This window comes from Kribbella catacumbae DSM 19601 (assembly GCF_000372465.1).
GTDB classification, from domain to species: Bacteria; Actinomycetota; Actinomycetes; order Propionibacteriales; family Kribbellaceae; genus Kribbella; species Kribbella catacumbae.
Genome location: NZ_AQUZ01000054.1, coordinates 1 through 23,559, shown reverse-complemented (window position 1 = coordinate 23,559; position 23,559 = coordinate 1). Strand labels below are relative to the sequence as shown.

The following is a 23,559-nucleotide window of genomic DNA, read 5'->3' as shown; positions in this document are numbered from 1 at the left end:
TCCGTGACGTCATTAGGAGGCGACGACGGCCTTCAGGACCGAGGTGAAGAAGCCCAGGCCGTCAGTGCTCGGGCCGGTCAGGGTCTCGACGCAGTGCTCCGGGTGCGGCATCAGGCCGACCACGTTGCCGCGCTCGTTGCTGATCCCGGCGATGTCACGGTACGAACCGTTCGGGTTCTCGTCCAGGTAGCGGGCGACCACCAGGCCCTCGCCCTCGAGCCGGTCCAGGGTGGCCTCGTCCGCGACGTACGACCCGTCCTGATTCTTCAGCACGATGGTGATCTCGTGGTTCGCGTCGTAGTCGCTGGTCCACGCGGTGCGGTTGTTCTCGATCCGCAGCGCCTGGTCCTTGCAGATGAACTTGCGGTGGTGGTTCTTGATCAGCGCGCCCGGCAGCAGGTGCGACTCGCACAGCACCTGGAAGCCGTTGCAGATGCCGAGCACCGGCAGGCCTCCGCCGGCCTTCTTGATGATCGTGTCCATCACCGGCGCGAACCGGGAGATCGCTCCGGCGCGCAGGTAGTCGCCGTACGAGAAGCCGCCCGGCAGGACGACCGCGTCGACGCCGTGCAGGTCGGCGTCACCGTGCCAGAGCGCGACCGCCTCGGCGCCCGCGACCGCGGCGGCCCGGCGGGCGTCGACGTCGTCCAGCGAGCCCGGGAAGGTGACGACCCCGATCTTCACTGTTCGTCGCTCTCGACGTGCAGGGTGTAGTCCTCGATCACCGGGTTGGCCAGCAGGGTGTCCGCGGCCTTGCGGATCTCGGCGACCTGTTCCTCGGTCGCCTCACCGTCCAGGGTGATCTCGAAGCGCTTGCCCTGGCGGACGTCGGCCACACGAGAGAAGCCGAGCCGGCCGAACGCGCCGTGCACCGCCTTGCCCTGCGGGTCGAGGATCTCGGGCTTGAGCATGACGTCGACGACAACGCGAGCCACTGATAACTCCTGGTTTCGATCCGGCTGACGCGGTGAATCCTACCGACCGAACCGGAGTTCACCCGCATCGCACGACTATTCACTCAGTACATACATCGTGTGTATAGTCATCGGCATGGCAACTGCTGAGCTCGTTCTGGGCCTGCTGCACGGCGGCCCCGCGCACGGGTACGACGTGAAGCGCGGACACGACGCGTGGTTCCCCGACAGCCGTCCGCTGGCGTTCGGGCAGGTCTACACGACGCTGTCCCGACTGGAGCGCGACCAACTCGTCGAGGTGGTGGACCGCGGCTCGGAGGGAGGGCCCGAGCGGACCGTCTACGGGCTCACCCAGCAGGGCCGCGAGCACCTTGCCGCCTGGCTGGCAGAGCCGATTCAGCCCGCGCTGGGGGCGGTGGACGAGATGGTCCGCAAGGTGATCGCGACCATCCACACCGGCGAGGACGCGACCGCGTTCCTGGCCCGGCAGCGGTCCAGCCACCTGCGCCGGATCCGCGAACTCCGCAGCGCCTCCACCGGCGAAGAGGACGACACCCCGGCCCGGCTGGCCCGGGACTTCGTCGCCATCCACCTGGACGCCGACCTGCGCTGGCTCGACAGCGCGCTCGACCGGATCAACGACCTGAAGGAGACCCGTCGATGACCGACCTCGCCCTGGAGCTGCTCCGCGTCAGGTGCGCGGGCTCGGCGCAGTCGAGGCTGGGGTGGGCGGTCTCATCGGTGGCCTCCTCGCGGGACCGCTGTACCTCGTGCTGGTGCTGGCGATCCAGCTGCTGCCGAGGACCGCGCGCATGCTGCCGCCAGGCAATGCAGTGGATCTGGCGACCTGGCCGATCGTGGCTTTCGTGCTGGCGGCGGCCGCAGCTGCGGTCGGCGGGTTGTTCGGGCGCGGTGTCGTCTCGGATCCCCGGGACAAGCCGGTGAAGGCGCAGAAGCCGACCCGGGCGACGTTGGTCGTCGTGGGCGCGCTGGGAGTCTGGTTGCTGTGTCGCCTCGTCGACCGTCAGGGCGTCTCCTTCTTCACCGTCTCCGCACTACCGGCTCTCAGCGCGATCGTGATTTGTCTAGCTCTGCCCACCGCGGTACTGGCTTGGCAGGGCCGGCGGCTGACCCGGTCCGGGAACCCGCTGAAGGTGCTGGCCGGCGGACGGCTGCTCCGGACGATCCGCCCGCTCGGCCGGATGCTCGGACTGCTGGCGTTCTGCGGCCTGACCCTCGGCTACATGGCCGGCACGCTGGCCGAGCAACTCTCACGGGAGGACTACAGCAGGCACACGACCGGCTTCCAGTTGGCCGGGTTCGCCTTCGCAGCGGGTGCCGCCATGTTCATCGCGCTGATCGCGGGCGTAGGACTGCTGGCCGGTACTGCCGACGACCTGCTGGACCAGCGGCGCCAGTTGACCGCGCTGAACGTCCTCGGTGTCGGAGAGGCCGAGCTACGCACCTCGGTCCGCTACCAGTTGACGTCCTGCATCACACCGGCCGTTACTGCAGGACTCGCCATCGGCGTGGTCCTCAACTACGACCTCGCGTCAGTGCAGCTGTTCTACGGGGGCGACAAGTCCAGCGCGGCGCTGATGGTGGCCGCTGCGATCGCCGGAGGCGCACTGCTCACCTGGCTGGCCGCGAACGCGGCGGCGTACCTGCTGCGTGGGCAGGTGCACGAAGCGGTGGCCGCGGAGAACCTGCGGTCCACCTAGGGGTAGTGCTGGGTTCCCCCGGAAGTGGTGCTGGCCTCCCTGATTCGGCAGGTATCGCCGCATAGCCTCTAGGACATGTGGGCGTGGCAGTTGGTGCTGGCGGTGGGCTTCGGGATCGGGTCCGCCGTCATCCCTGTGCTGAACGCCGAGGTCTATGTCGTCGGCGCCGGCGCCTCTGGGGCGCTCGACCCGGTGGCCGCTGCGATCGGCGTCTCGGTCGGCCAGACCATCGGCAAGCTGGCGATGTTCCTGGCGGTCCGATACCGGCCCGGCTACGCGGCACGGAAGACCAAGGCGCTCAAGCCGGCCAACCTCGACACCCGCCGCGGCCGCTTCATCCAGTGGAACCGCGACGTCAGCAAACGCCTGCTCGACGCCCTCAGCGACCGCCGCTGGGGCATCCCAGTCACCCTCCTGAGCTCCTCGGTCGGCATCCCACCCCTGTACGGCGTGGCCCTGATCGCCGGCGCCAGCCGAATGGGCGTAACCACCTTCACCCTCTCAGTCCTAGCCGGCCGCCTGGCCCGCTTCATCACCCTCGCCCTGGGCGTCAGCCTGTTCTGAGCCGCGGTGAGCTCAGCTGAAGGTCTGGCCGGTCAGTCGCTCGTAGGCGTCGACGTACGCCGCGCGGGTCCGCTCGACTACCTCGTCCGACATCGGCGGCGGGGCTTCGCCGGAGTGCCGGTCCCAGCCGGACTCGAACTGCAGCCAGTCACGCACGATCTGCTTGTCGTACGACGGTTGCTGCTTGCCCGGCTCCCATTCGGAGGCCGGCCAGTACCGGCTCGAGTCCGGCGTCAGCACCTCGTCGGCGAGCACGATCGTGCCGTCCGCGCGGGTACCGAACTCGAACTTGGTGTCGGCCAGGATGATCCCGCGGCGCTCGGCGATCACGTGTGCCTGCGAGTAGATGTCCAGCGTGAGCTTCCGCAACGCTTCGGCCGTCTGGGCGCCGACGGTCGCCACCACCGCGTCGTACGAGACGTTCTCGTCGTGTTCGCCGAGGTCGGCCTTGCTCGCCGGGGTGAAGATCGGCTCGTCCAGCCGTGAGCCCTCGACCAGGCCGGCGCGCAGCGGGATGCCACAGACCTCGCCGGTGGCGTTGTAGTCCAGCAGGCCGGAGCCGCTCAGGTAGCCGCGCGCGACGCACTCGACCGGCAGCATGTCCAGCCGCTCGCAGATCACCGCACGCCCGGCGACCTCGGCCGGTACGTCGGTCGAGATGAGGTGGTTCGGGACGCCGAACTGCTCGAACCACCACAGGCTCATCGCGGTCAGCACCTTGCCCTTGTCCGGGATCGGCCGGTCCAGGATCCAGTCGAACGCGCTCATCCGGTCGCTGGCGACCATCAGCAGGTCACCCGACTCCAGCTCGTACAGGTCGCGGACCTTGCCGGAGTGCAGATGCTTCGCGCCAGGGATCTCGACAGCCTGCGGAGGTGTGATCACACCGGCGATTGTTCCACCTTCCGCCGTTTGGCCAGCAACCCGGCCGCTTTGCCACCGAGACCGAGCAGGCCGTCACGCACCGTGCAGAGGATCGGGTTGTCCAGCTGGCCCATCACCCCGATCGACCTGGACCGCTTGACCAGCTTGGTCGTCGCGGGCCGCCGCTCGGCGTCGTAGGCCGCCAGGGCCTGCGAATCCCGCAGCACCCGGCCTAGGGCGCCGGCATCCTCGATCGCCGAGCACCCGCCGCGACCCATGTTCGGCGTCATCGCGTGGGCCGCGTCGCCGAGCAGGATCACGCGTCCTTGCACGAACGGGACCAGCGGCGTCGGCAGGTCGTAGATGTCGTTCCGCAGTACTGCGGGCGTCGCCGCGAGCAACGCCGGAATCGGTTCGTGCCAGTCGGCGAACCGTTCCCCCACGTCATTGCCCGCGCCACCGGCCTCACGATTTGCCGTTGCGTACCAGTAGATCCGGCCGTCGATCAGCTTCGCGAACCCGAATCGTTGCCCTCGGCCCCAAGTCTCGCCACCGCCGTCGGCGACCTCCACCTCGGCGATCCCCCGGTACGCCGTGTAGCCGGAGTACCGCGGCCCCTGGTACTCGGGATAGAGCAGTCCGCGGACGACACTGCGAATCCCATCGGCGGCGACCACCAGCTCCGCGCGGTACTCCTGCTCGCCCGCTGTCACGGTGACGCCGGTCGCGTCCTGCGTGAGGCCGGTGACAGTGGTGCCGGTGTGGACGCTGACGGCCAGGCCGAAGCGATTGGTGATCAGCTCATGCAGTTGCGCGCGATGGATCATCACCGGCAGCTCGATGTTGAGCTCGGCCGCCTCGACGATCCAGCGACCGTCCGCTCGGCGCATCCCGGCGGCTTCGCCCACTCGTGCGGCCTGCGCGACTCCCTCCACGCCGAGGCTCTCCAGGACGGCGACGGCACCCGGCCAGACCGAGATGCCCGCGCCGACCTCGCCGAGCTCCGGCGCTCGCTCCAGCACTGTGACCTGCCAGCCGCACTGCTCCAGCGCGACGGCCGCCGTCACCCCACCGATCCCCGCTCCCACCACGATCGCTGTCTTCATGCCCTCGACTCTACATCTGTAGAGTCGAGTTCAGTAGAGTGGAGCCTGTGACGAAAAAGGTGCCGCTCGGCGAGGACCGCCGGGCCGCCATCGCCGATGCCGCCATCCATCTCGTAGCCACCCGCGGTCTGCGTGGCCTTACCCATCGCGCGGTCGACGAGGAAGCCGGCCTGCCACCGGGCTCCACGTCGTACTACCTGCGCACCCGAGGCGCTCTGCTCACCGCCTGCGTCAACCGCATGCTCGAGCAGGACCTAGCCCGGGGATCCGCCGAACCACCCGCTGACCTGGAGCTGGAAGAACTCCTGGCCGGGATGGTCCTCCACCTGGTCCGCGACCGTCCGGACGACCTGATCGCCCGCTACGAACTGTCCCTGGAGGCCAGCCGCCAACCCGAACTGCGGGATGCGATCGTCCAGGGCGGCCGCCGCCTCCGCGAAGGTCTCGCGGAGCTGCTGGCCGGCTCGGGGATTCCGGAGGCCGACACGATCGCCTGGCCCGTCGCGGCGATGATGGACGGACTGCTCTACGACCGCGTCGCAGGAGCCGGTACGGCGTTGTCGGCCGAGGCGTGGGAGAGCGCAGTACGGGAAGCCCTGTCGGCATTGCTGGCCGGATTGGCTAGAGGCGGTCGGTGAAGGTGACGAAGCTGAAGTAGGTGACGCCGACAACCATGCCGACGTGGCCGAGGAGGGAGAGGCCCGCGCCGGAGCCCCAGGCGTCGGTGGCCTTGTCCTTGGCGTGCTTGCTCGCGCTCGGCAACCAGCGGGCCAGCAGCAACAACCCGACGACCGACAGCGCCCACCAGCCGGCCAGCGCACCGAACGCGATCTCGCGGCGGCCGATGACGAGGGCAACCACCCAGACGATCAGGGTGAGGACGCCGACGGTGGTGTGAATCCGCACCAGGGCGGACGAGAAACTCGCCACCCCGCTGGGTCTGGCCGTGTCGTCGCCTTTGTCACCGCCCAGCCGGACACGCGTCAGCAGCACGACGACCGCTCCGAGCGCGGTCAGGAACCAGGTGATGTTCGACCATTCCACGACCCGATCCTTACCCCACAACTACCTGAAACGAACGCATGAGCGTGTCGTCCGTGTGCTGGGACCCGGACGACACGCTCAGAAGACCATCAGATCAAGTGGTTCTGGCCTGGCCAGGGACCGCGCTCGAGTTCTGTGTGTCAGATCCGGGTGGCGTGACCCCTTGCCCCTGCTGGCCTTGCCCGGGTACCGTCCCCTGCTGTCCCTGCCCTGGCACGGTTCCCTGCCCGGGTGTTGTTCCTTGCCCGGGCACCGTTCCTTGTTGCCCTTGGCCCGGGAATTGGCGGAGTCCACCTCCAGGGCCGTTGAACTGCGTCTGTCCGGTGCCGTCGGATCCGCCCCAGGCGTGCCCGACGGCTGTCCCGCCGAGGAAGGCGAACACCGCCAGCAACGACCCGGCACCGGCAAGCACCAGTCCACTCGGCCGGCCGGCACCCTCCTTCGCCGCAGTGTCCGGGGCTGTGGTCGGGTTGGTTGTCTCGGTCATCTTCTTGCTCCCGTATCGAAAGGTCAGTTGCTGGCGAGGTCGTAGACGGTGGCGCTACCGACGGTGGTCGCCTGGAAGTTCTCGGCGACCCAGGTGCTGATCTCGCTGGAGGCTCCGCCGCGCCCGCCACCGAAGCCGCCGCCACTGCTCCCGACGAAGTAGTGGATCTTGCCCTGGGCAACCATCTGCTGGAACTCGGCGAGTGTCGGTGCCGTGTCGGTGCCGTTGAAGCCGCCGATCGCCATCACCGGGACCTCGGCCGCGATCTGCAGCGGCGCCGCCCCATTCGCGGTGACCGCCGCGGCCGCCCAGGTGTATCCCTTCGCGCCCTGCTGGAGCAGCGTGACCAGATCGCTGGACACGCTGCTGATCCCACCGCCACCAAGGAATCCACCCGTTCCACCGCCAGTGCGTCCGGTCGGAGCGCCCTGCGTGTTGGTGCCTGGCGCGGTAGTAGTGCCAGGCGTTCCGTTGGCGGTCTGCCCAGGAGGCGTTCCCATCCGCCCGCCACCGCCAGGACCGCCGCCCATCCGTCCGCCGGCGCTAGCCGGTCCAGCCGTCGGGATCGCGCCGGCGTGTGCCGTGCTGATCGTCTGCACCGAGTACGCCGCCGGCCCAGCGAGTGCCGTCAACGCGAGGAGCGTCGCCCCGAACAACCCAGTACGCCGTACTGCGGTCCGGTGCAGCTTCAACTCCGGGAGCATCAGCACCAGCCCAGCCCCCAGTACGCCGGCGATCAGCACCGACCAGCGCAGCCATGGCACCCAGGTCGGCGTTGCATTCAGCAACGAGAAGCTCCAGCCAGCGGTCAGCAAGGTGCCTCCGGCAAGTGTCGCCCGAGGCAACCACTCGTTGCGCCGCCGCCACAGGACCATCGCCGCGGCACCGACCAACGCGCCAACCGCCGGCGCCAACGCGATCATGTAGTAGCTGTGGATGATCCCCTGCATGAAGCTGAAGACCAGCCCGGTCACCACTAGCCAGCCGCCCCACAGGACAGCGAAGGCGCGCGTCTTGTCGGTCCGCCCAGCTTTGCCTGCAGCAACTACCAGTACGGCAGTCGCCAGCAGCGCGGCCGGCAGAAGCCACGCGATCTGACTCGCGAACTCGCCGCCGAACAACCGCTGCAGTCCAGTCGCGCCACCCCAGCCGGGGTTTCCGGTCCCACCGCCGACAGAGCCGGTCTCGTTGCCGTTCAGCCGGCCAAGCCCGTTGTAGCCAAGGGTCAGTTCGATGATGCTGTTCGTCGACGACCCACCGATGTACGGCCGGGCCGACGCCGGCACCAGTTCCACGATCGCGATCCACCAGCCCGCGCTGACGATCAGAGCACCCAGCGCGACCAGGCTGTGCAGCAGCCGCTTGCCCAACGCCGGCTTGCCCGCGATCAGGTAGGCCAGACCGAAGGCCGGCAGTACCAGGAACGCCTGCATCATCTTCGTGAGGAATCCGAACCCGACCAGCGCGCCGGCCAGCGCCATCCACCGCCAGGCGTACTTCTCCGAGTCGATCGCCCGGGTGACCGCCCACGCACCGGCAACCAGCAGCAGGATCAGCAGCGCATCCGGGTTGTTGAACCGGAACATCAGTACGGCGACCGGTGTGAGTGCCAGCACCGCCCCCGCGAGCAGCGCCGCGTTGGCCGAGAACCATCGACGGACGGACACATAGAGGAAGCCGACGGTCGCGACTCCCATCAACGCCTGCGGGATCAGCATGCTCCACACGCCGAACCCGAAGATCCGCCCGGACAGTCCCATCACCCACAACGAGGCCGGCGTCTTGTCCACGGTGATGAAGCTCGACGAGTCGAAAGCCCCGAAGAACCAGGCCTTCCAGCTCGTCGACCCCGCCTGCACCGCCGCGGCGTAGTACTCGTTGGCGTAGCCGTTCTTCGACAGCCCCCACACATAGGCGATCGCGGTCAGCACCAGCAGGCCGGCGTACAGGGCCTTGTCCCGGCTGATCGAGTACGCCGTAACGCGGGTTCGCGGTCTGGTGCGTTCGGCGCGCGGTGGCGCCGGGGCGGTGGTCGGTTCGGTGAGAGTGCTCATCAGTTGCTCCGGGTGCTGTCGAGAACCGCCGGGGGTTCGAAGGTGGGAAGGGTGGGCGCCTCGTCGTCGAAGACCCAGCTCTGGAAGAGGCTGAACCGGACCACCGTCGCGGCCAGGTTGGCGACCGTCAGGACGGCGATCTCCAGACCGTGCGCCGGTACTGCGACGGCCGCGTGCAGCAACCACAGCGACGATGCGGTGAGACTCCAGCCGATGCCGAAGGTGACGAGCCCGCGCAACTGATGCCGGCCACGGTTCTCCACACCCCGTACGCCGAACGTGACGCGTCGGTTGAGTGCGGTGTTGCCGATCGCGGTGATCAGGAGCGCGAGCACGTTGGCGAATTGGGCTGGCATCGCATGTCGCAGGGCGAGGTACAGCAAGATGTAGGCGAGCGTGCTGACCACGCCGACCCCGGCGAAGCGCAGTACGCGAGCTGCCAGCGCGGTGCGTGGATCGGCGATGGCGGGCCGGCCGAACGCCACCCGGATCGGCTCCAGCGGGATCCGTCCACGGCCGAGATCCTTGCTCAGCCTGGCGATCCCGCGCAGATCCTCGACCACGGTCTTGGCGATCGCGACCCGCGAGTCCAGGTCGTCGACCCAGTCGACCGGTACTTCGTGGATTCGCAGCCCGGCTCGCTCGGCCAGCACCAGCAGCTCGGTGTCGAAGAACCAGCTGGTGTCCTCGACCAGCGGCAGCAACTCGGCCGCCACATCGCGCCGGATGGCCTTGAATCCGCACTGCGCGTCCGAGAAGCGTGTCCCCAAGGTTGCCCGTAGCAACAAGTTGTAGCCGCGCGAGATCGCCTCCCGCTTCGGCCGCCGGACCACCCGCGAACCGCGCGCCAGCCGGGACCCGATCGCCACGTCGCTGTGACCGGCCAGCAGCGGCGCGACCAACGGCAGCAGGGCGTTCAGATTTGTCGACAGATCGACGTCCATGTAGGCCAGCACCTCGGCCTGACCGGCCGACCAGACCTGCTTCAGCGCGCGACCGCGGCCCGGCTGCTCGATCCGGACGATCCGGACCCCGGGCAGCTCGGCCGCGAGCAGCGAGCCGATCTCCAAGGTGGCGTCGGTACTGCCGTTGTCGGCGATGCAGACCTCGGCCGTGAACGGGAACGCGGTGTCCAGAAACGCGCGCAACCGCCGGATATTGGGACCGAGGTCGTACTCCTCATTGCGAACGGGTACGACGATCTCGACCCGAGGATGACCTGAAATCTGCATGTCACCGATGCTGTCCGGCGAACCTTAGCCACTCCCTGTACCCACCTGGCAGTTCCCTGGGAGTCCCACACCTAACGGGTACGTCGAAGCCAGAGCAGGCCGAGGATTGGTAGGACGAGGGGGACGTAGCCGTAGCCCTGGCCGAAGTGGGACCAGACTGTGGCGTCGGGGAAGTCGTCGGGGACGGCGTAGCTGAAGGCGCCGATGGCGACGACTCCGACGAGTTCCACGATGATCGCCGCCGTCGCGACCCGGCGGGAGAAGATCGTTGCCTTGGCCAACGCGAAGGTGGCGGCGCAGTAGATGATCGCGGCAACGGCCGACAGCAGGTACGCGATCGGCGCATCCGAGAACTGCGTCGCGAGCTGTACTGCGGCCCGCGCCGTCGCCGAGAGCGCGAAGACGCCATAGACGGCGATCAGGATCCTGCCCGGCCCGTGCCTGGTCGCCGAGGCGTCGGTCATCTCAGGCGACCCAGATGGTGTGCAGCCGCAGCTCGATCACCGGGATCACGATGCACGCGATCGCCAGCGCCCCCGCACCCCAGCGGCTGCTCTCGGCCAGCGCCCACAGCGCCCCGATCGGCAGGATGAGCAACGAGCCGATCAGGTAGCCGATGAAGGACGGTCCGGAGACATCGCGATCCGTGCCAACCAGCTGGACGATCCCGACCACCAACTGGGCCAGCAGGGCGACCTCGACCACGCCGAGCAGCCCGAGCAGCCACCAGTTGATCCGGCGGTCCAGCCCGGCCAGCACCAGCGCGAAGACCGTCGCGGCCAGGGACAGGGCCACCAGGGCCCAGGTGAGCGGTTCGAACACGAACTAGAGGATGTCACCCGGCGTGTAGGACGCGGCTGCGGGGTAGCGCTTGGCCAGTTCGTCGATCCTGGTGACGACCGCGTTGACCTGCCCGACGGCCGCTCCGGTGAACGACAGCGGTTCGCCGACGATGCCGACGATCTGCTCCTCGGTCAGCCCCAGCCGGCCGTCCTCACCGAGCCGGCGGAACAGGTCGTTGTCCGAGCTGCCCTTGCGCAGGTCGAGCGCCATCGCGACGGCGTGCTCCTTGATCACCTCGTGCGCGGTCTCCCGGCCGACGCCGTTCTTGACCGCGGCCATCAGCACCTTCGTGGTGGTCAGGAACGGCAGGTACCGCTCCAGCTCCCGCTCCACCACGGCCGGATACACACCGAACTCGTCCAGCACCGTCAGGAACGTCTCGAACAACCCGTCCAGCGCGAAGAAGGCGTCCGGCAGCGCGACCCGGCGTACGACGGAACAGAAGACGTCGCCCTCGTTCCATTGATTGCCGGCCAGCTCGCCGGTCATCGACGCGTAGCCGCGCAGGATGACGGCCAGCCCGTTGACCCGCTCACAGGACCGGGTGTTCATCTTGTGCGGCATCGCGGACGAACCGACCTGGCCGTCCTTGAAACCCTCGGTGACCAGCTCGTGCCCGGCCATCAGCCGGATCGTCGTCGCCAGGCTGGACGGCCCGGCGGCGAGCTGGACGAGCGCCGAGACGACGTCGTAGTCGAGCGAGCGCGGGTAGACCTGCCCGACGCTGGTCAGCACGCGACGGAAGCCCAGGTGCTGCGCGACCTCCGACTCCAGCCCGGCGAGCAGCCTCTCCTGACCGCCGAACAGGTCGAGCATGTCCTGCGAAGTACCGACCGGGCCCTTGATGCCGCGCAGCGGGTAGCGCTCGATCAGGTCTTCCAGCCGGGCGATAGCGGCCAGCAGCTCGTCGGCCGCCGAGGCGAACCGCTTGCCGAGCGTGGTCGCCTGTGCCGCGACGTTGTGCGAGCGGCCGGTCATCACCAGCGCCGCGTGGTCGGCAGCCTTCTGCCCGAGCTGGACGGCGGTCGCCACGGCGCGGTCGCGGACCAGCTCCAGACCGGCCCGGATCTGGAGCTGCTCGACGTTCTCGGTGAGGTCCCGGCTCGTCATGCCCTTGTGCACGTGCTCGTGCCCGGCGAGCGCGTTGAACTCCTCGATCCGCGCCTTCACGTCGTGCCGGGTGACCCGCTCACGCGCCGCGATCGACTCCAGGTCGACCTGGTCGATCACCCTGCGGTAGTCCTCGATCACCCCGTCCGGGACATCAACCCCGAAGTCCCGCTGCGCCCCGAGGACGGCGAGCCACAGCTGCCGCTCGAGCACGATCTTGTACTCCGGCGACCACAGCTGCGCCATCGACAGGCTGGCGTAGCGCGCGGCGAGAACGTTCGGGATCCGGGGCTTGCTGGGAGTCGGCACGTACCCCATTGTCTCCCAGACTCAGCGAGCCACGGTCAGCAGGGCACAAGCCTTGGTGGCGGCGTTCGCAGTACAGAGCAGGTAGGTGCCGTCCGCGGCCGTGTCCGGTACGACAAGCTGGTCCGGTCCAGGGCCGTTGATGCCGATGCTCTGGATGACGCGCCCTTCGGCGTCCTTCGCGCTGTACCAGGACGGCTTCGTCTTCCCGCGACCTGCGATCAGAGTGTAGAGCTGCTTGCCGTCGGCCGGCTGGACGAGCACGAAGCCGATACCGCGTCCGTACCCGGCTGGGTACGTGAGAGCGATCTCCGCCCCCGGCGCCGCTGTGGCCGGCGTGATCGTCATCGTGCCCTGGTACCTCGGGTCCAGCGTCGGCCCCGAAGCGACCGGTGCGGGAGACCCGTCGTTCTGCCAGGGCGCGAGAGTGGCGATCCCACCGACAGCCAGTACTGCGCACGCAGCGGCGGACACACCCGCGAAACGACGCCGGCGCCGGCTGGTCGCAGTACGGAGGATGGTTTCGAAGTCGCCGCCGGACTGTTGCGCGTGCCGGTCGGCGATGGTCTGCAGATCGTGTTTCAGGTCATTCATGGTCGGCACCTCTGAGAGTCGGCGACTGGGAAAGAGCCGCCCGGGCCCGGGACAACCGCGACTTGACGGTCCCCTCGGCGACTCCGAGCGTGGTCGCGATCTCGGGCACGGGCAGGTCGCAGACGTAGTACAGGACGGCGGCCTGGCGGGCCGGCATCGGCAGTTGCGTGAGTGCCCGTTCGAGATCTAGCCCCTGCCCGTCGGCCGGATCCGGTACGTCGGACGTCGGCACCCTGCGCAGGAGTGAGGCGAATCGGGTCGCGTTGCGATGCCGGTTGGCGGCCAGCCGCATCGCGACCAGCCGCAACCAGCCCTCGGGCGACTCGTACCGGGAGACCTTCGCCCACCGCGGTACCAGCCGGACGAACGCCTCCTGAACGATGTCCTCAGCCTCGGCGCGGGACCCGGTCAGCAGCGAAACCACGCCGACGAGCCGCGGTTGCTGTGCCGAGTAGAACTCGCGCAGCGCCGCCTCGTCCGCTTCCGTCAGCCTCATACCCCTCTACACCCCCGGGCCGGGCCGACGGTTCCCTCACCGCCAAAGCCACCGAACATGCTGGTCGGACGGCTCGTCGGCGGCAGACGGTGGCGGGTCGGCCGTGGGCGAGTCGTCCAGGGCTACTTCCTCGATGACCCAGGGCGTCGGCATACCTAGGTACACGCCGTGGACCCCCCGAAACGTTGCCTGCCACCGAAAAGAACTTCCGGCGCGAAGAGCTAAGGTAACCGTCAGGACGTGGTGACCGCGAGCTTGCCGCTGATCAGGCCCGCTTCCAGGTCGCGGACGGCCTGCGGGACCTCGGCCAGCTTCACGACGCTGTCGATACTCGACGTCAGCCGGCCGGCCTCGATGAACTCCTTCAGCCGCTCGAGATCGGCGGCCTTCTCCTGGGAAAGCAGGCTGGTCAGCCGCTGCCCGACGAACGGCGACAGCAGTCGCGCCCGGAGCTGCCGATCGATCCCGCCGGCCACGGCACCGCCACCCTCGCCGCCCGCGATGACCGCGGTACCGGTCTTGGTGAGCGCCCGACGCAGGCGTGACAGGGTCGGGTTGCCCGCGAGGTCGATGATCAGGTCATAGCGATGGACGCCGTCCGCGAAGTCTTCCTGGGTGTAGTCGACGACGTGGTCGGCGCCGAGCGACTGGACCAGCGCGAGTTTCGCAGTACTGGCTGTGCCGGTGACTTCAGCTCCAAGGGCTTTGGCCAGCTGTACTGCGAAGCTGCCGACGCCGCCAGATGCACCCGTGATCAGCACCTGCTGTCCCGCCTCGACCCGGCCGAGGTCGAGGGCTTGCAGAGCCGTCAGGCCGGAGATGCCGACCACCGCCGCCTGCGGAAAGCTGAGGTCGAGCGGCTTCAGGGCCAGCTTGTCCGCCCGCGCGACGGCGTACTCCGCGAAGCTCCCCGTACCGATACCGAACACCTCGTCGCCCTCGGAGAACGCTGTCACCCCGGCGCCGACCTCGACCACTCGGCCGGCGAGGTCAGCCCCGAGCACCGGATTCTTCGGTCGCCGCAGTCCGAACACCAGCCGCAGCAGGTACGGCTTCCCGGTCATCAGGTGCCAGACGCCCCGATCGAGCCCTGCCGCCTCCACCTGCACCAGTACTTCGCCGGCACCCGGCGCCGGCCGCGCGATCTCGGCCACCCGCACTCCGTCGGCCGAACCGTAGCTGTCGCGCACGACCGCCTGCATCTTGCCGTCCACCCTCATCCACTCCCCCTCGGGCCGGCGGAACCAGGGTCCGCCGTACTTAGTACGGGACGGTATCGTACTTAGTACGAAACTGCTATGGTCCGACCGATGCCACGATCAGAGGGTTCTCCGGACCGCCCCCCGCTCAGCCGCGAACGCGTCCTCCGGGCCGCCATCGCGGTCGCCGACGGCGGCGGCCTGGCCGGGCTGACGATCCGGTCGCTGGCGATCCAGCTGGACGTCAAGCCGATGTCGGTCTACCACTACGTCGCGAACAAGAACGAGATCCTCGACGGCATCGTCGACCTGGTCTTCGCCGAGATCGACCTGCCGTCACCGGACGGCGACTGGCGGGCGGAGATCACGAAGCGCGCCCACTCGGCCCGCGCAGTACTGCGGCAGCACCCGTGGGCGATCGCCTTGATGGACTCGCGGACCAGCTCCGGCCCGGCGACCTTGCGGCACCACGACGCGAACCTCGGCACCCTGCGCGGAGCCGGCTTCTCGGTGCCGATGACGGCGCATGCCTACGCCTTGCTCGACGCCTATATCTACGGTTTCGCGCTCCAGGAAGCGGCCCTGCCGTTCGAAGGCACCGACGGCGCCGCCGAGGTGGCCGTGACGATGATGGACCAGTTCAGCTCAGGTCAGTACCCGCACCTGACCGAGCTGGTGACCGATCACGTCCTCCAGCCCGGTTACTCCTTCGGCGACGAGTTCGACTTCGGCCTCGACCTCATCCTCGACGGCCTGGCGAGATCACTGCCCGTCAGCTGACCGGCTGCAGCTCGATCTCGCCGCGGGCGGCCTTGAGGGCGATGTCGGTGCGATGCTGGGAACCCTTGATGCGGATCTGGCCGACCCCGGCATAGGCGCGCTGGCGAGCCTCGTCGAGGTCCTTGCCGGTGGCGCTGACAGCGAGGACGCGGCCGCCTGCGGTGACGACCTCACCGTCTTCGATCGTGGTACCGGCGTGGAAGACGCGGACGCCGCCGGCCTCGGCCTGGTCGATCCCGGTGATCACGTCACCGCTGCGCGGCTTGGCCGGGTACTTCTTGGCTGCGACGACCACGGCCACCGAGGCGCCGGACTTCCAGCTCAGCGGTTGGACATTGGCGAGCTTGCCCGTCGCGGCGGCGTACAGGAGTCCGCCGAGCGGCGTCTTCAGCAACGGCAGCAGGGCCTGGGTCTCCGGGTCGCCGAAGCGGCAGTTGAACTCGATCACCCGGACCCCACGCGACGTCAGCGCCAGTCCGGCGTACAGCAGGCCGCTGAACGGCGTACCACGGCGGCGCATTTCGTCGACTGTTGGCTGGAGCACCTTTTCGGTGATCTCCTCGACCAGCTTTTCCGGTGCCCAGGGCAACGGAGTGTAGGCGCCCATGCCGCCGGTGTTCGGGCCTTCGTCGTTGTCCGCAAGGCGCTTGAAGTCCTGCGCGGGCTGCATCGGCAGCACGGTGACGCCGTCGGTGATCGCGAACAGCGACACCTCGGGGCCGTCCAGGAACTCCTCGATCAGCACCTGGTCGCAGCCGGCGGCGTGCTCGAGCGCCTCCGCGCGGTCCGCGGTGACGACCACACCCTTGCCGGCGGCAAGGCCGTCGTCCTTGACCACATAAGGGGGGCCGAAGGCATCGATCGCCTCGGCGGCCTGCTCCGGCGTCGTACAGACGTAGGCCCGTCCGGTCGGCACGCTCGCCGTGGCCATCACGTCCTTGGCGAAAGCCTTCGAGCCCTCGAGCTCGGCCGCGTCCTTCGACGGGCCGAAGACGGCGATGCCGGCCGCCCGGAGCGGATCGGCCAGCCCAGCGACAAGCGGCGCCTCGGGTCCGACGACAACCAGGTCAGAACCCAACTCGGTCGCGAGCGCGACAACCGCGTCGTGGTCCGAGACATCCACCGCCCGGCAAACGATCGTTTGCCCGTCGTACGCCGGCTGCAACGCACTAATCCCAGGGTTCCCCGGGGCCGCGACAACCTGCTCGACCTCAGAGTCCCGGCTCAACGCCCAGACGAGTGCATGCTCACGACCGCCAGTGCCAACAACTAAAACCTTCACGAGCATTGAGCCTAGTGCACCCAGAAATCCCCACGCGACGCATAGCGCGAGTCATGGCACCAGAACGTCAGTCGGCCACCTCCGTCATGAGCATTGAAGCCTCGTTCCCAACAACGAGAAGGTCGTACGCCGTATCGCGTAGCTCGCGCTCAGCCAAGGACCCGGCTACGACGTCCTCCAGGCGAACCGGCTTCCGGATCCACTCGTCTTCGGGAATCCAGGCCGGCCCCAGGAGATGTACCTCGGCGGCTGCGGCTCGAGCACCGACTGCAACTGCCCAGATCCAACGCGATGCCACCGTAGGTGGCAGGCTGAAACGGGCAGTCGCTCGGGAAGTCCCAGACGCCGATACGCACTATTCGTCCGGTGATCCGTTCGCCGCTATGCGGCGGAAGCCGAGATAGGGGACAAGACATTCAGGAAGCAGGATCGAGCCGTCTTCTTGCTGGCACTGCTCGATCAACGCGGCCAGGGTCCGGCCGATGGGCAGACCTGACCCGTTGAGGGTTGCCACCAGCTTCGGCTTGCCGTCGGCACCACGGGTCCGAATGTTCGCGCGGCGGGCCTGGAAGGTGCCGAAGTTGGAGACCGAGGAGATCTCCCGATAGTTGTTCTGGCTCGGGAACCAGACTTCGATGTCATAGGTGAGCTGCGCCGAGAAGCCCGTGTCGCCGGCAGGCAGCATGACCACGCGGTACGCGAGACCAAGTTCCTTCAGGCAGGCCTCGGCGTGACCGAGCATCTTCTCCAGTTCGTCGTCTGCCCGCTCAGGATCGACGATCCGGACGATCTCGACCTTCATGAACTGATGCTGACGAATCAGACCGCGAGTGTCCTTGCCGTACGAACCGGCCTCCGAACGGAAGCAAGGGGTCTGCGCAGTCATGGCAACGGGCAGGTCGGACGCCTGGAGGATTTCGTCGGCGTAGAGGTTCGTCAGCGGAACCTCGGCCGTCGGGATCAGGAACAGATCGCGGTCAGCCACGCCAGTCTTGAAGAGGTCTGCTTCAAACTTGGGCAGCTGTCCTGTGCCTGTCATTGTCCTTCGATTGACCAGGTATGGGACCGAGTGCTCAAGGTAACCATGACGACGGGTGTGAAGGTCCAGGAAGAGCGTCCCCAGCGCACGCTCGAGAGCTGCACCAGTGCCACGTGTGACCGCGAAACGCGGGCCGGACAGCTTCGTTGCGCGGGTGAGGTCCAGGATTCCTGTGGCCTCTCCAAGATCCACATGGTCCTTGGGAGTGAAAGAGAACGCAGGCTGAGCTCCTACTCGCCGGATCTCAGTCGCGAACTCGTCCGAGTCACCCTCAGGCGTGCGGTCGTCCGGGAGGTTCGGAATGCTGAGCAGGAGGTCCGTTAGTTCCCTCTTGACAACGTCTTGGTCAACTTCGATCTCGCGGATCTGTTCCTTGAGTTTGCGCGCGGTCTCCTTCAGCGCGGCAATGTCACCGCCCTGACGAACCGTCTGCTGAACCTCATTGGCAACCCGCTTGGACTCTGCTCTGAGTTCATCGATCGAGTGGATACTCCGGTTCCGCCGCGACTGCAGATCCTCCAACGCGGACAGATCGAGGGTGTATCCACGACGGGCCAACCGGCGAACCGCCTCGGATCCCATCTCAAGGAGAGCGCGAGCATCATGCATAGCGAGAGTCCTTCATTTCCAGCAGCGGGCAAGTGCCGTCGAAGGTAGCAGCCGGGTGCGCACTTTCTGGCTGCCCTATTCGGCGGAGCCGAGTCGCTACCAAGTCAGCCAATTGACCGTCAGGCAGGTCGATCTCAACATGCTGGGCGGACGCCAAATGACACGGTGATGTGGTTGCTGGTCTTGCCGCAGGTCGCCGGACCTCTTCAGGCGATGCCCTCTGGCCAGGTCTGCCATTCGATCGAGGCTGGACGCTTGCCGCCGCCGCCGCGAAGGAATTCCTTGATCGCCGCTCGGACGTGGTCGAGAGTGAGCTCGGAGTCGACAGGAAGGTCTTCTGGATGGCCGACGTACTCGTAGAAGACCTCGTCGTGCTGAGCTGGCTGCCCGGCCGCGTACCAGACCCCGGTCGTCCCCTCGACCGTGCCGGCGAACTTCCTACGTGTGCAGGTTTCCTTGAAGCCTTCTCAGCAGCGCAATGGCCGGGCGATCACTGCTGGGCGCGCAGGACCGCGGTTACTGTCCAGCCGTCGGGACGCTGGTTGAGGACCCCGTGGAGTGACTCAAGTCCGGGCTTGCCGGCGTCGTACCAGTCCTGGATGAACTCGCGCAGTTTGGCGAGGGCCGGTGAGTCCTCAGCGTTGGCGATCAGCTGACCGTCCGCCGTGAGGACGGCGGCGTTGTGTCCGCTGCTGAATCCGATCGAGGTGATCCAGTCGGGTTCGCCGGTGCCGTAGGCCGTGACATTGGAGCGTTCGCCGTTGTCGCGGCCCACGCAGTAGGCGCGGAAGTCGCGCCAGTGGACAGCTTGCTCTCGTTCGTCGTCGGAGAACATCACAGTCTGGGCAAAGTTCGGGCTGCACAGCAGGTCCAGCGTCTCGTGCGGGTCGGGTCAGGCGTCATGTTCCGCCATCCAACGGAGATCCAGTGTCCGTCGTCGGTGCTGGCATCGACATAGAACAGCGGCATGCCCTTGGTCATGTTCACTTCCGGCCCCATGTCGATGTAGACCGCCGGGCCAAGGATCGGGCGCGAGGGTTCGCCCTGATCGTTGACGACGGCCACAACGTGTCCGACGTTCCGGGAGACGGGCGCGAGGTAGATCGGCGTTGAAATTCGGCCACCAACGCGGGCCTGCGCAACCCAACTTGCCGGGACAAGCGTCGGTGTCGCCCAGGCGACGATCACGTCATTAGGACCGTGCTCGGCTGCGCCTTCGTGACCGTCACGGGTGATCAGCGTCAGGTTGGTGACGCCTCGTTCGGCATGCAGCTCGGCTGCCCGCTCAGACAGCTCGGGGTCGATGTCGATCGAGACCACGTGGCCTTCAGCTCCGACCATCTCGGCCAGCAGAGCGCCGGTGTAGCCGGTGCCGGTGCCGATCTCCATCACCCGCATCCCCCGCTCCACCCCGGCTCGCGCGAGGTCCCGCTCGATCGCCGGTTGCGCGGTCCGCTTCCAAGCGGAGCCAAGCTCAGGGTGGTCGGTGTAGTAGTCGCGGGGTACGACGTTGACGGCGGCAGCAATGAGGTCGGACACGAATTTCCTCTCGGCGTTCATGGTCAGATTCGGATGGTGACGTGGAACGGACGGTCAGGGGTGTCTGGCTCGCCGACCGGTCGCTGCCCAGTCTCGATCCAGGCGTGGGATTCTGCCGGGGAGAACCGACATCCGATGCACCAGTCGACGGCGCGGCCGGTGAGCGCGGTGAGCAGGAACGCTGCGAGGGAGGCTTCCAGGCAGGCCGAGCGTCCAGGGAACCGTGCGGCGGCCCAGTCGCGAGCTGCGATGACCAGCTCCGCATGAGCGCGCGAGGCAGGCCTGCGCCCGACGAGCCACTGGACCCTTCTCGCGATACTCAGAGTGAGGCGCAACGGTGCAGTGACAGTCGTGGGCCGATCCTCTTCCTCGAGGCCTACCGACTCCAGAAGGGGCACATTCAGGCGCTTCTCGCGACCCTCAAACTCAGAGGCGTCTTCGAGTCGATCCGCAGCTTGATAGTCGGCTACTGCCTGGGCAGCGACGCACCCGGAACTGGCAATGACCGAGACATCGCCGACATCGTGCTGGAGACACGGCGGACTACACATTCCCGGTCATCCAGATCGGCGAGATCGGCCACCAGGTCGAAACCCTAATCCTCCCAATCGGCACCACGATCGAGATCAACACGAGTCCCCCTCGCATACCCTCCCCGAACCCGTCGTCAGCTAGTACGACAGCCGGCGTTCGTGATGTTGGGCGGCAGACCCGGACCTCCGCCACTCACAAACCTCCAGTTTCCGCCCGGGAGCACGCCTGTGCACGCCTGGCCGGGTGTGATCAGTTGAGGTTTGTGAGTGGCGGCGGTCCGGCCCAACGCGACGACCGCACGCTGAACATCACGAACTCCGGCTGTAGTACTTAGAGACCGCTCCGACCGCCCAGCTTGCGATAGTTGGCGCTCCTTGGACGTTCTGCTGGTACTGATCACTCGCCTCTGGCGCGTTGCAGGGCTCGGCCTTCTGTGCCTGAATCTGGGTGTCGAAACGGCGGGCGAGCCGCGTGAGCCGATGAACCAGCTTCGGATGCCGTACTGCGAGGTTGCGCCGCTCGCCTTGGTCGTCAGCGAGGTTGTTGAGCAGCGGCTTGCCGGCAAGCTATCGGTGCGCGTCGCGCCCAGTCGTCACCCGCTGGAGGGCCTTCCCGCTACGCCTGCTGCGGTATGCCTTAGTAGTGCCAGTAGTAGCGGGCGTTGGCGTTCCATGGGACGGGAACCGTTGTGTGGTTTGTGAAAGCGGGGCCGAGGCCGCGGGCCAGTTCGAGGGTGCGGTCCAGTTGGAGGGAGTAGGCGTGGTTGTTGTCGTCCCACCATTGTTCGTGCTGGGTGATGCAGGTCTGGTTGGTGAAGTACGGGTTGGAGCAGGGGTGCGGCGGGCTCCAGCGTTGGACATGGCGGAAGTTGACGGTGGTGGAGCCGTTGGGGGGTTTGATCGTGCCGGTGGCGTCAAGGCAGTAGCCGGTCGACGGGATGTTCCATTTCACGTAGTGCTGTTTGCCGCCGGCTGACGGGATCGGTTGCATGCCGGTGCAGGTGGCGGACCCGATCTGTTCCGAGGTGACTCGCTGGATCTGGGTGAGCGGGCGGCCGGCGCCGTCGTTGTAGCCGTCCAGGAGGATCCAGTCGCCGTTGCGGATGAAGCGCTCCGCGGACTTCGGCGGCCATGACTGAGGGTCGCCCCAGGAGATGTCCGACTCGGTCGCGCTCAGCGGTGACCACGTCCACTGACCGGCTGCAGCGCCACCCGCCCAGTACTGGCCGGCTGAGCGCTCGAACATCAGGGAGTACTGGCCGTAGTTCTCGGTCGGCGCCGCCGCGGCCGGAGTACCGGCGGTGAGCAGGACGGCGGCGAGCAGTACTGCGATTTTCTTCCGCATGAACACCGAGAGTAGTGCTGTCCAGATGCACCCGGGCCGGTCTAAGGTCCAGAAAAGCCTGGATCCGAGGAGCGCAAAATGCCTGAGCCTGTCAGCCGCACGCTGGACGTCCCTGGTGCCGTCCTGACCTACGACGTCCGCGGTGAGCTCGCCGATCAGCCGGTGCTGCTGATGATCGGTTCGCCGATGGGCGCGAGCGGGTTCCCGACGCTGGCCTCGCACTTCGAGGACCGGACGGTCGTGACGTACGACCCGCGCGGCGTCGAGCGCAGTACGCGGACCGATGGCACGGGTGAGCTCTCGCCGGACGACCACGCCGGTGACCTGGCGGCCCTGATCGAGGCGCTCGGCGCCGGACCGGTCGACCTGTTCGCCAGCAGCGGCGGTGCGGTGAACGCGTTGGCGTTGATGGCTCAAAGGCCGGACCTGGTCAAGACGCTGATCGCACACGAGCCACCGCTGGCCGGGCTGGTCCCCGACAGCGAGGCGGCACTCAAGGCCTGCGAGGACATCTACCAGACCTACCAGCGCGACGGGATGGGCGCGGGGATGGCGAAGTTCATCGCCATCGTCAGCTTCGAGGGCGAGATCCCGGCCGACTACACCGACCAGCCGGCGCCGGACCCGGCGATGTTCGGGCTGCCGGCCGAGGACGACGGCTCGCGTGACGATGCACTGCTCGGACAGAACATCCGCGGCTGTACGTCGTACCGGCCCGACTTCGACGCGCTCGCCAAGGTGAGCGACCGGATCATCGTCGGGGTCGGCGAGGAGTCCACGAACCAGCTCGCCGGGCGCGGCGGGCACGCGGTGGCCGAGCGGCTCGGGCTGACCCCGGTGGTGTTCCCGAGCAACCACGGCGGGTTCCTGGGCGACGAGTACGGGATGCCCGGCAAGCCGGCCGAGTTCGGCGCGAAACTTCGCGACGTACTGGCCCGCTGACCCATCCCCGGCGACCCATCTGCTTAGCTGGAGACATGACTGACAAGCCTGAGATCGACTTTCCGGATGGCCCGCCGCCGGCGGATCTGGAGATCACCGACATCACCACGGGCGACGGCGCCGAGGCCAAGGCCGGCTCGCGGGTGAACGTCCACTACGTGGGCGTCGCCCACTCCACCGGCGAGGAGTTCGACGCCTCCTACAACCGCGGTACGCCGCTGGCCTTCCAGCTCGGCGTCGGCCAGGTCATCCAGGGCTGGGACACCGGCGTCCAGGGCATGAAGGTGGGCGGCCGGCGCAAGCTCGTCATCCCGCCGCACCTGGGCTACGGCGACCGCGGCGCGGGCAGCGCGATCAAGCCCGGTGAGACGCTGATCTTCGTGGTCGACCTGCTCAGTGTGAGCTGATCCCTCCAACTCTCAGCCCCCGGTTGCGTCACCGTGACGCGACCGGGGGCTTCTGCGCTCTCCTGACTGATCCGTAGGTCACTCGCGGTGTTGCCTGCGCCGGCTGGTGGTGCAAGCCGGACGGGCGTATTTTCCTCCCCGGTCGGCATCTCTGGCGGCATTGCCGGGTCGGCTAGCCGGTCGTTGGACGGCTGGCCGGTTGTAGAGCCTGTTGGGAAGTGGGTCTGGGGTTTGCGTTGTGTTCCGACCGACAGGCAGTAGTGCCTGTTCTGCGGCCGGCCGCGGCCTGCGTGAGCGTGGCGCGCGGCCGAACGGTCGACTACTTCCTGTCGGTCGGTACACAATCGGCCGCTGCCGAGCCAATTCGCAACAGGCCCTGTAGGGCGCTATCGGTCAAGCAACCGGCTAGTGGACCAGCCGTCCCGGACCGTTGCCGCTTAGTAGCGTAATTCCGTAGTACTACGCATCCGCGTTACCGGCCCAGCAGGTTGACTGGGGAGCATGACGAAGGTGGTGGCTACGACAGTTCCGATAGCAGGTCGGACCAGC

Annotated in this window: 27 protein-coding genes and 1 pseudogene; 8 read left to right on the top strand and 20 right to left on the bottom strand. The window is 67.7% G+C overall.

Annotated features, from left to right (window positions below):
* Positions 1-12: 12 nt before the first annotated feature.
* Together purQ and purS are read right to left on the bottom strand one after the other, a co-directional pair.
* Entirely contained in the window at positions 13-684 is a 672-nt protein-coding gene (gene purQ, locus A3ES_RS0136550; protein WP_020391799.1) for a phosphoribosylformylglycinamidine synthase subunit PurQ, read from the bottom strand.
* On the bottom strand, positions 681-935 hold the full coding sequence (purS, locus tag A3ES_RS0136545; RefSeq protein WP_020391798.1) for a phosphoribosylformylglycinamidine synthase subunit PurS: 255 nt from the start codon (positions 933-935) through the stop codon (positions 681-683). The genes purQ and purS overlap by 4 nt, the downstream gene beginning before the upstream one ends.
* Before the next feature lie 115 nt (positions 936-1,050).
* Here purS and A3ES_RS0136540 point away from each other — a divergent pair, with 115 nt between their 5' ends.
* The 3 genes from A3ES_RS0136540 to A3ES_RS0136530 all read left to right on the top strand — a co-directional run bounded on the left by A3ES_RS0136540 (position 1,051) and on the right by A3ES_RS0136530 (position 3,199).
* A complete protein-coding gene (locus A3ES_RS0136540; protein WP_020391797.1) occupies positions 1,051-1,578 on the top strand; it encodes a PadR family transcriptional regulator in 528 nt (175 codons plus the stop codon).
* Between the two features lie 61 nt (positions 1,579-1,639).
* Positions 1,640-2,635 (top strand): hypothetical protein, encoded by a 996-nt coding sequence (locus A3ES_RS0136535; RefSeq protein WP_157630946.1) that lies wholly within the window; start codon positions 1,640-1,642, stop codon positions 2,633-2,635.
* A 75-nt stretch (positions 2,636-2,710) separates the two neighbouring features.
* On the top strand, positions 2,711-3,199 hold the full coding sequence (locus A3ES_RS0136530; protein ID WP_020391795.1) for a VTT domain-containing protein: 489 nt from the start codon (positions 2,711-2,713) through the stop codon (positions 3,197-3,199).
* Between the two features lie 12 nt (positions 3,200-3,211).
* Here A3ES_RS0136530 and A3ES_RS0136525 read toward each other — a convergent pair whose 3' ends face one another.
* Together A3ES_RS0136525 and A3ES_RS49685 are read right to left on the bottom strand one after the other, a co-directional pair.
* On the bottom strand, positions 3,212-4,084 hold the full coding sequence (locus A3ES_RS0136525; protein ID WP_020391794.1) for a phosphoribosylaminoimidazolesuccinocarboxamide synthase: 873 nt from the start codon (positions 4,082-4,084) through the stop codon (positions 3,212-3,214).
* Positions 4,081-5,169 (bottom strand): FAD-dependent monooxygenase, encoded by a 1,089-nt coding sequence (locus A3ES_RS49685; RefSeq protein WP_020391793.1) that lies wholly within the window; start codon positions 5,167-5,169, stop codon positions 4,081-4,083. The genes A3ES_RS0136525 and A3ES_RS49685 overlap by 4 nt, the downstream gene beginning before the upstream one ends.
* A 47-nt stretch (positions 5,170-5,216) precedes the next feature.
* Here A3ES_RS49685 and A3ES_RS0136515 point away from each other — a divergent pair, with 47 nt between their 5' ends.
* Positions 5,217-5,807, top strand: coding sequence for a TetR/AcrR family transcriptional regulator (locus A3ES_RS0136515; RefSeq protein ID WP_020391792.1), 591 nt, complete (start codon positions 5,217-5,219; stop codon positions 5,805-5,807).
* On the opposite strand, the gene A3ES_RS0136510 is transcribed toward A3ES_RS0136515, so the two are convergent.
* The 9 genes from A3ES_RS0136510 to A3ES_RS0136470 all read right to left on the bottom strand — a co-directional run bounded on the left by A3ES_RS0136510 (position 5,791) and on the right by A3ES_RS0136470 (position 14,555).
* Positions 5,791-6,213, bottom strand: a complete 423-nt coding sequence (locus A3ES_RS0136510; protein WP_020391791.1) for a hypothetical protein — start codon at positions 6,211-6,213, stop codon at positions 5,791-5,793. The two genes, A3ES_RS0136515 and A3ES_RS0136510, sit on opposite strands and share 17 nt — an antisense overlap.
* Positions 6,214-6,723: 510 nt before the next feature.
* A complete protein-coding gene (locus tag A3ES_RS0136505) occupies positions 6,724-8,754 on the bottom strand; it encodes an ArnT family glycosyltransferase (protein WP_020391790.1) in 2,031 nt (676 codons plus the stop codon).
* Positions 8,754-9,986, bottom strand: a complete 1,233-nt coding sequence (locus A3ES_RS49680; protein ID WP_020391789.1) for a bifunctional glycosyltransferase family 2/GtrA family protein — start codon at positions 9,984-9,986, stop codon at positions 8,754-8,756. The genes A3ES_RS0136505 and A3ES_RS49680 overlap by 1 nt, the downstream gene beginning before the upstream one ends.
* Before the next feature lie 71 nt (positions 9,987-10,057).
* Positions 10,058-10,450 carry a membrane protein gene (locus A3ES_RS0136495; RefSeq protein ID WP_020391788.1) on the bottom strand — a complete coding sequence of 131 codons (393 nt, stop codon included), beginning with the start codon at positions 10,448-10,450 and terminating at the stop codon, positions 10,058-10,060.
* A 1-nt stretch (position 10,451) separates the two neighbouring features.
* The gene (locus A3ES_RS0136490; RefSeq protein WP_020391787.1) at positions 10,452-10,808 is read right to left on the bottom strand and encodes a hypothetical protein; all 357 of its coding nucleotides are present in this window, start codon (positions 10,806-10,808) and stop codon (positions 10,452-10,454) included.
* 3 nt (positions 10,809-10,811) lie between these two features.
* Positions 10,812-12,257 (bottom strand): adenylosuccinate lyase, encoded by a 1,446-nt coding sequence (gene purB / locus A3ES_RS0136485; protein ID WP_020391786.1) that lies wholly within the window; start codon positions 12,255-12,257, stop codon positions 10,812-10,814.
* A gap of 12 nt (positions 12,258-12,269) precedes the next feature.
* Positions 12,270-12,839, bottom strand: coding sequence for a hypothetical protein (locus tag A3ES_RS0136480; protein WP_020391785.1), 570 nt, complete (start codon positions 12,837-12,839; stop codon positions 12,270-12,272).
* Complete coding sequence (locus A3ES_RS49675) at positions 12,832-13,335, bottom strand: RNA polymerase sigma factor (protein WP_020391784.1); 504 nt, start codon at positions 13,333-13,335, stop codon at positions 12,832-12,834. Before A3ES_RS49675 ends, A3ES_RS0136480 begins: the two co-directional genes overlap by 8 nt.
* Before the next feature lie 233 nt (positions 13,336-13,568).
* Complete coding sequence (locus A3ES_RS0136470; protein WP_237745159.1) at positions 13,569-14,555, bottom strand: NAD(P)-dependent alcohol dehydrogenase; 987 nt, start codon at positions 14,553-14,555, stop codon at positions 13,569-13,571.
* A gap of 90 nt (positions 14,556-14,645) precedes the next feature.
* Here A3ES_RS0136470 and A3ES_RS0136465 point away from each other — a divergent pair, with 90 nt between their 5' ends.
* Positions 14,646-15,314 carry a TetR/AcrR family transcriptional regulator gene (locus tag A3ES_RS0136465; protein ID WP_026163537.1) on the top strand — a complete coding sequence of 223 codons (669 nt, stop codon included), beginning with the start codon at positions 14,646-14,648 and terminating at the stop codon, positions 15,312-15,314.
* On the opposite strand, the gene purD is transcribed toward A3ES_RS0136465, so the two are convergent.
* The 6 genes and pseudogenes from purD to A3ES_RS57300 form a co-directional block, all read right to left on the bottom strand.
* Complete coding sequence (purD, locus tag A3ES_RS0136460) at positions 15,307-16,596, bottom strand: phosphoribosylamine--glycine ligase (protein WP_026163536.1); 1,290 nt, start codon at positions 16,594-16,596, stop codon at positions 15,307-15,309. The two genes, A3ES_RS0136465 and purD, sit on opposite strands and share 8 nt — an antisense overlap.
* 355 nt (positions 16,597-16,951) lie before the next feature.
* The gene (gene serS / locus A3ES_RS0136450; RefSeq protein WP_026163535.1) at positions 16,952-18,244 is read right to left on the bottom strand and encodes a serine--tRNA ligase; all 1,293 of its coding nucleotides are present in this window, start codon (positions 18,242-18,244) and stop codon (positions 16,952-16,954) included.
* Between the two features lie 206 nt (positions 18,245-18,450).
* Positions 18,451-18,642, bottom strand: a pseudogene (locus A3ES_RS57305) (Imm1 family immunity protein); the annotation flags it as partial.
* Between the two features lie 92 nt (positions 18,643-18,734).
* Positions 18,735-19,079, bottom strand: coding sequence for a hypothetical protein (locus A3ES_RS0136445; RefSeq protein WP_020391778.1), 345 nt, complete (start codon positions 19,077-19,079; stop codon positions 18,735-18,737).
* The gene (locus A3ES_RS51870; RefSeq protein WP_020391777.1) at positions 19,079-19,783 is read right to left on the bottom strand and encodes a protein-L-isoaspartate O-methyltransferase family protein; all 705 of its coding nucleotides are present in this window, start codon (positions 19,781-19,783) and stop codon (positions 19,079-19,081) included. The genes A3ES_RS0136445 and A3ES_RS51870 overlap by 1 nt, the downstream gene beginning before the upstream one ends.
* 23 nt (positions 19,784-19,806) lie before the next feature.
* Positions 19,807-20,118: a lasso peptide biosynthesis B2 protein gene (locus A3ES_RS57300; protein WP_169501837.1), complete on the bottom strand. Its 312-nt coding sequence runs from the start codon at positions 20,116-20,118 to the stop codon at positions 19,807-19,809.
* Here A3ES_RS57300 and A3ES_RS57295 point away from each other — a divergent pair.
* Positions 20,047-20,382, top strand: coding sequence for a hypothetical protein (locus A3ES_RS57295; RefSeq protein ID WP_169501836.1), 336 nt, complete (start codon positions 20,047-20,049; stop codon positions 20,380-20,382). The two genes, A3ES_RS57300 and A3ES_RS57295, sit on opposite strands and share 72 nt — an antisense overlap.
* A 571-nt stretch (positions 20,383-20,953) precedes the next feature.
* On the opposite strand, the gene A3ES_RS0136430 is transcribed toward A3ES_RS57295, so the two are convergent.
* On the bottom strand, positions 20,954-21,661 hold the full coding sequence (locus A3ES_RS0136430; protein ID WP_026163534.1) for a carbohydrate-binding protein: 708 nt from the start codon (positions 21,659-21,661) through the stop codon (positions 20,954-20,956).
* Positions 21,662-21,739: 78 nt separating this feature from the next.
* Between A3ES_RS0136430 and A3ES_RS0136425 the strand changes: the two genes are divergently transcribed.
* Positions 21,740-22,603, top strand: coding sequence for an alpha/beta fold hydrolase (locus tag A3ES_RS0136425; protein WP_020391774.1), 864 nt, complete (start codon positions 21,740-21,742; stop codon positions 22,601-22,603).
* Between the two features lie 35 nt (positions 22,604-22,638).
* A complete protein-coding gene (locus A3ES_RS0136420) occupies positions 22,639-23,010 on the top strand; it encodes an FKBP-type peptidyl-prolyl cis-trans isomerase (protein WP_020391773.1) in 372 nt (123 codons plus the stop codon).
* Positions 23,011-23,559 lie beyond the last annotated feature (549 nt).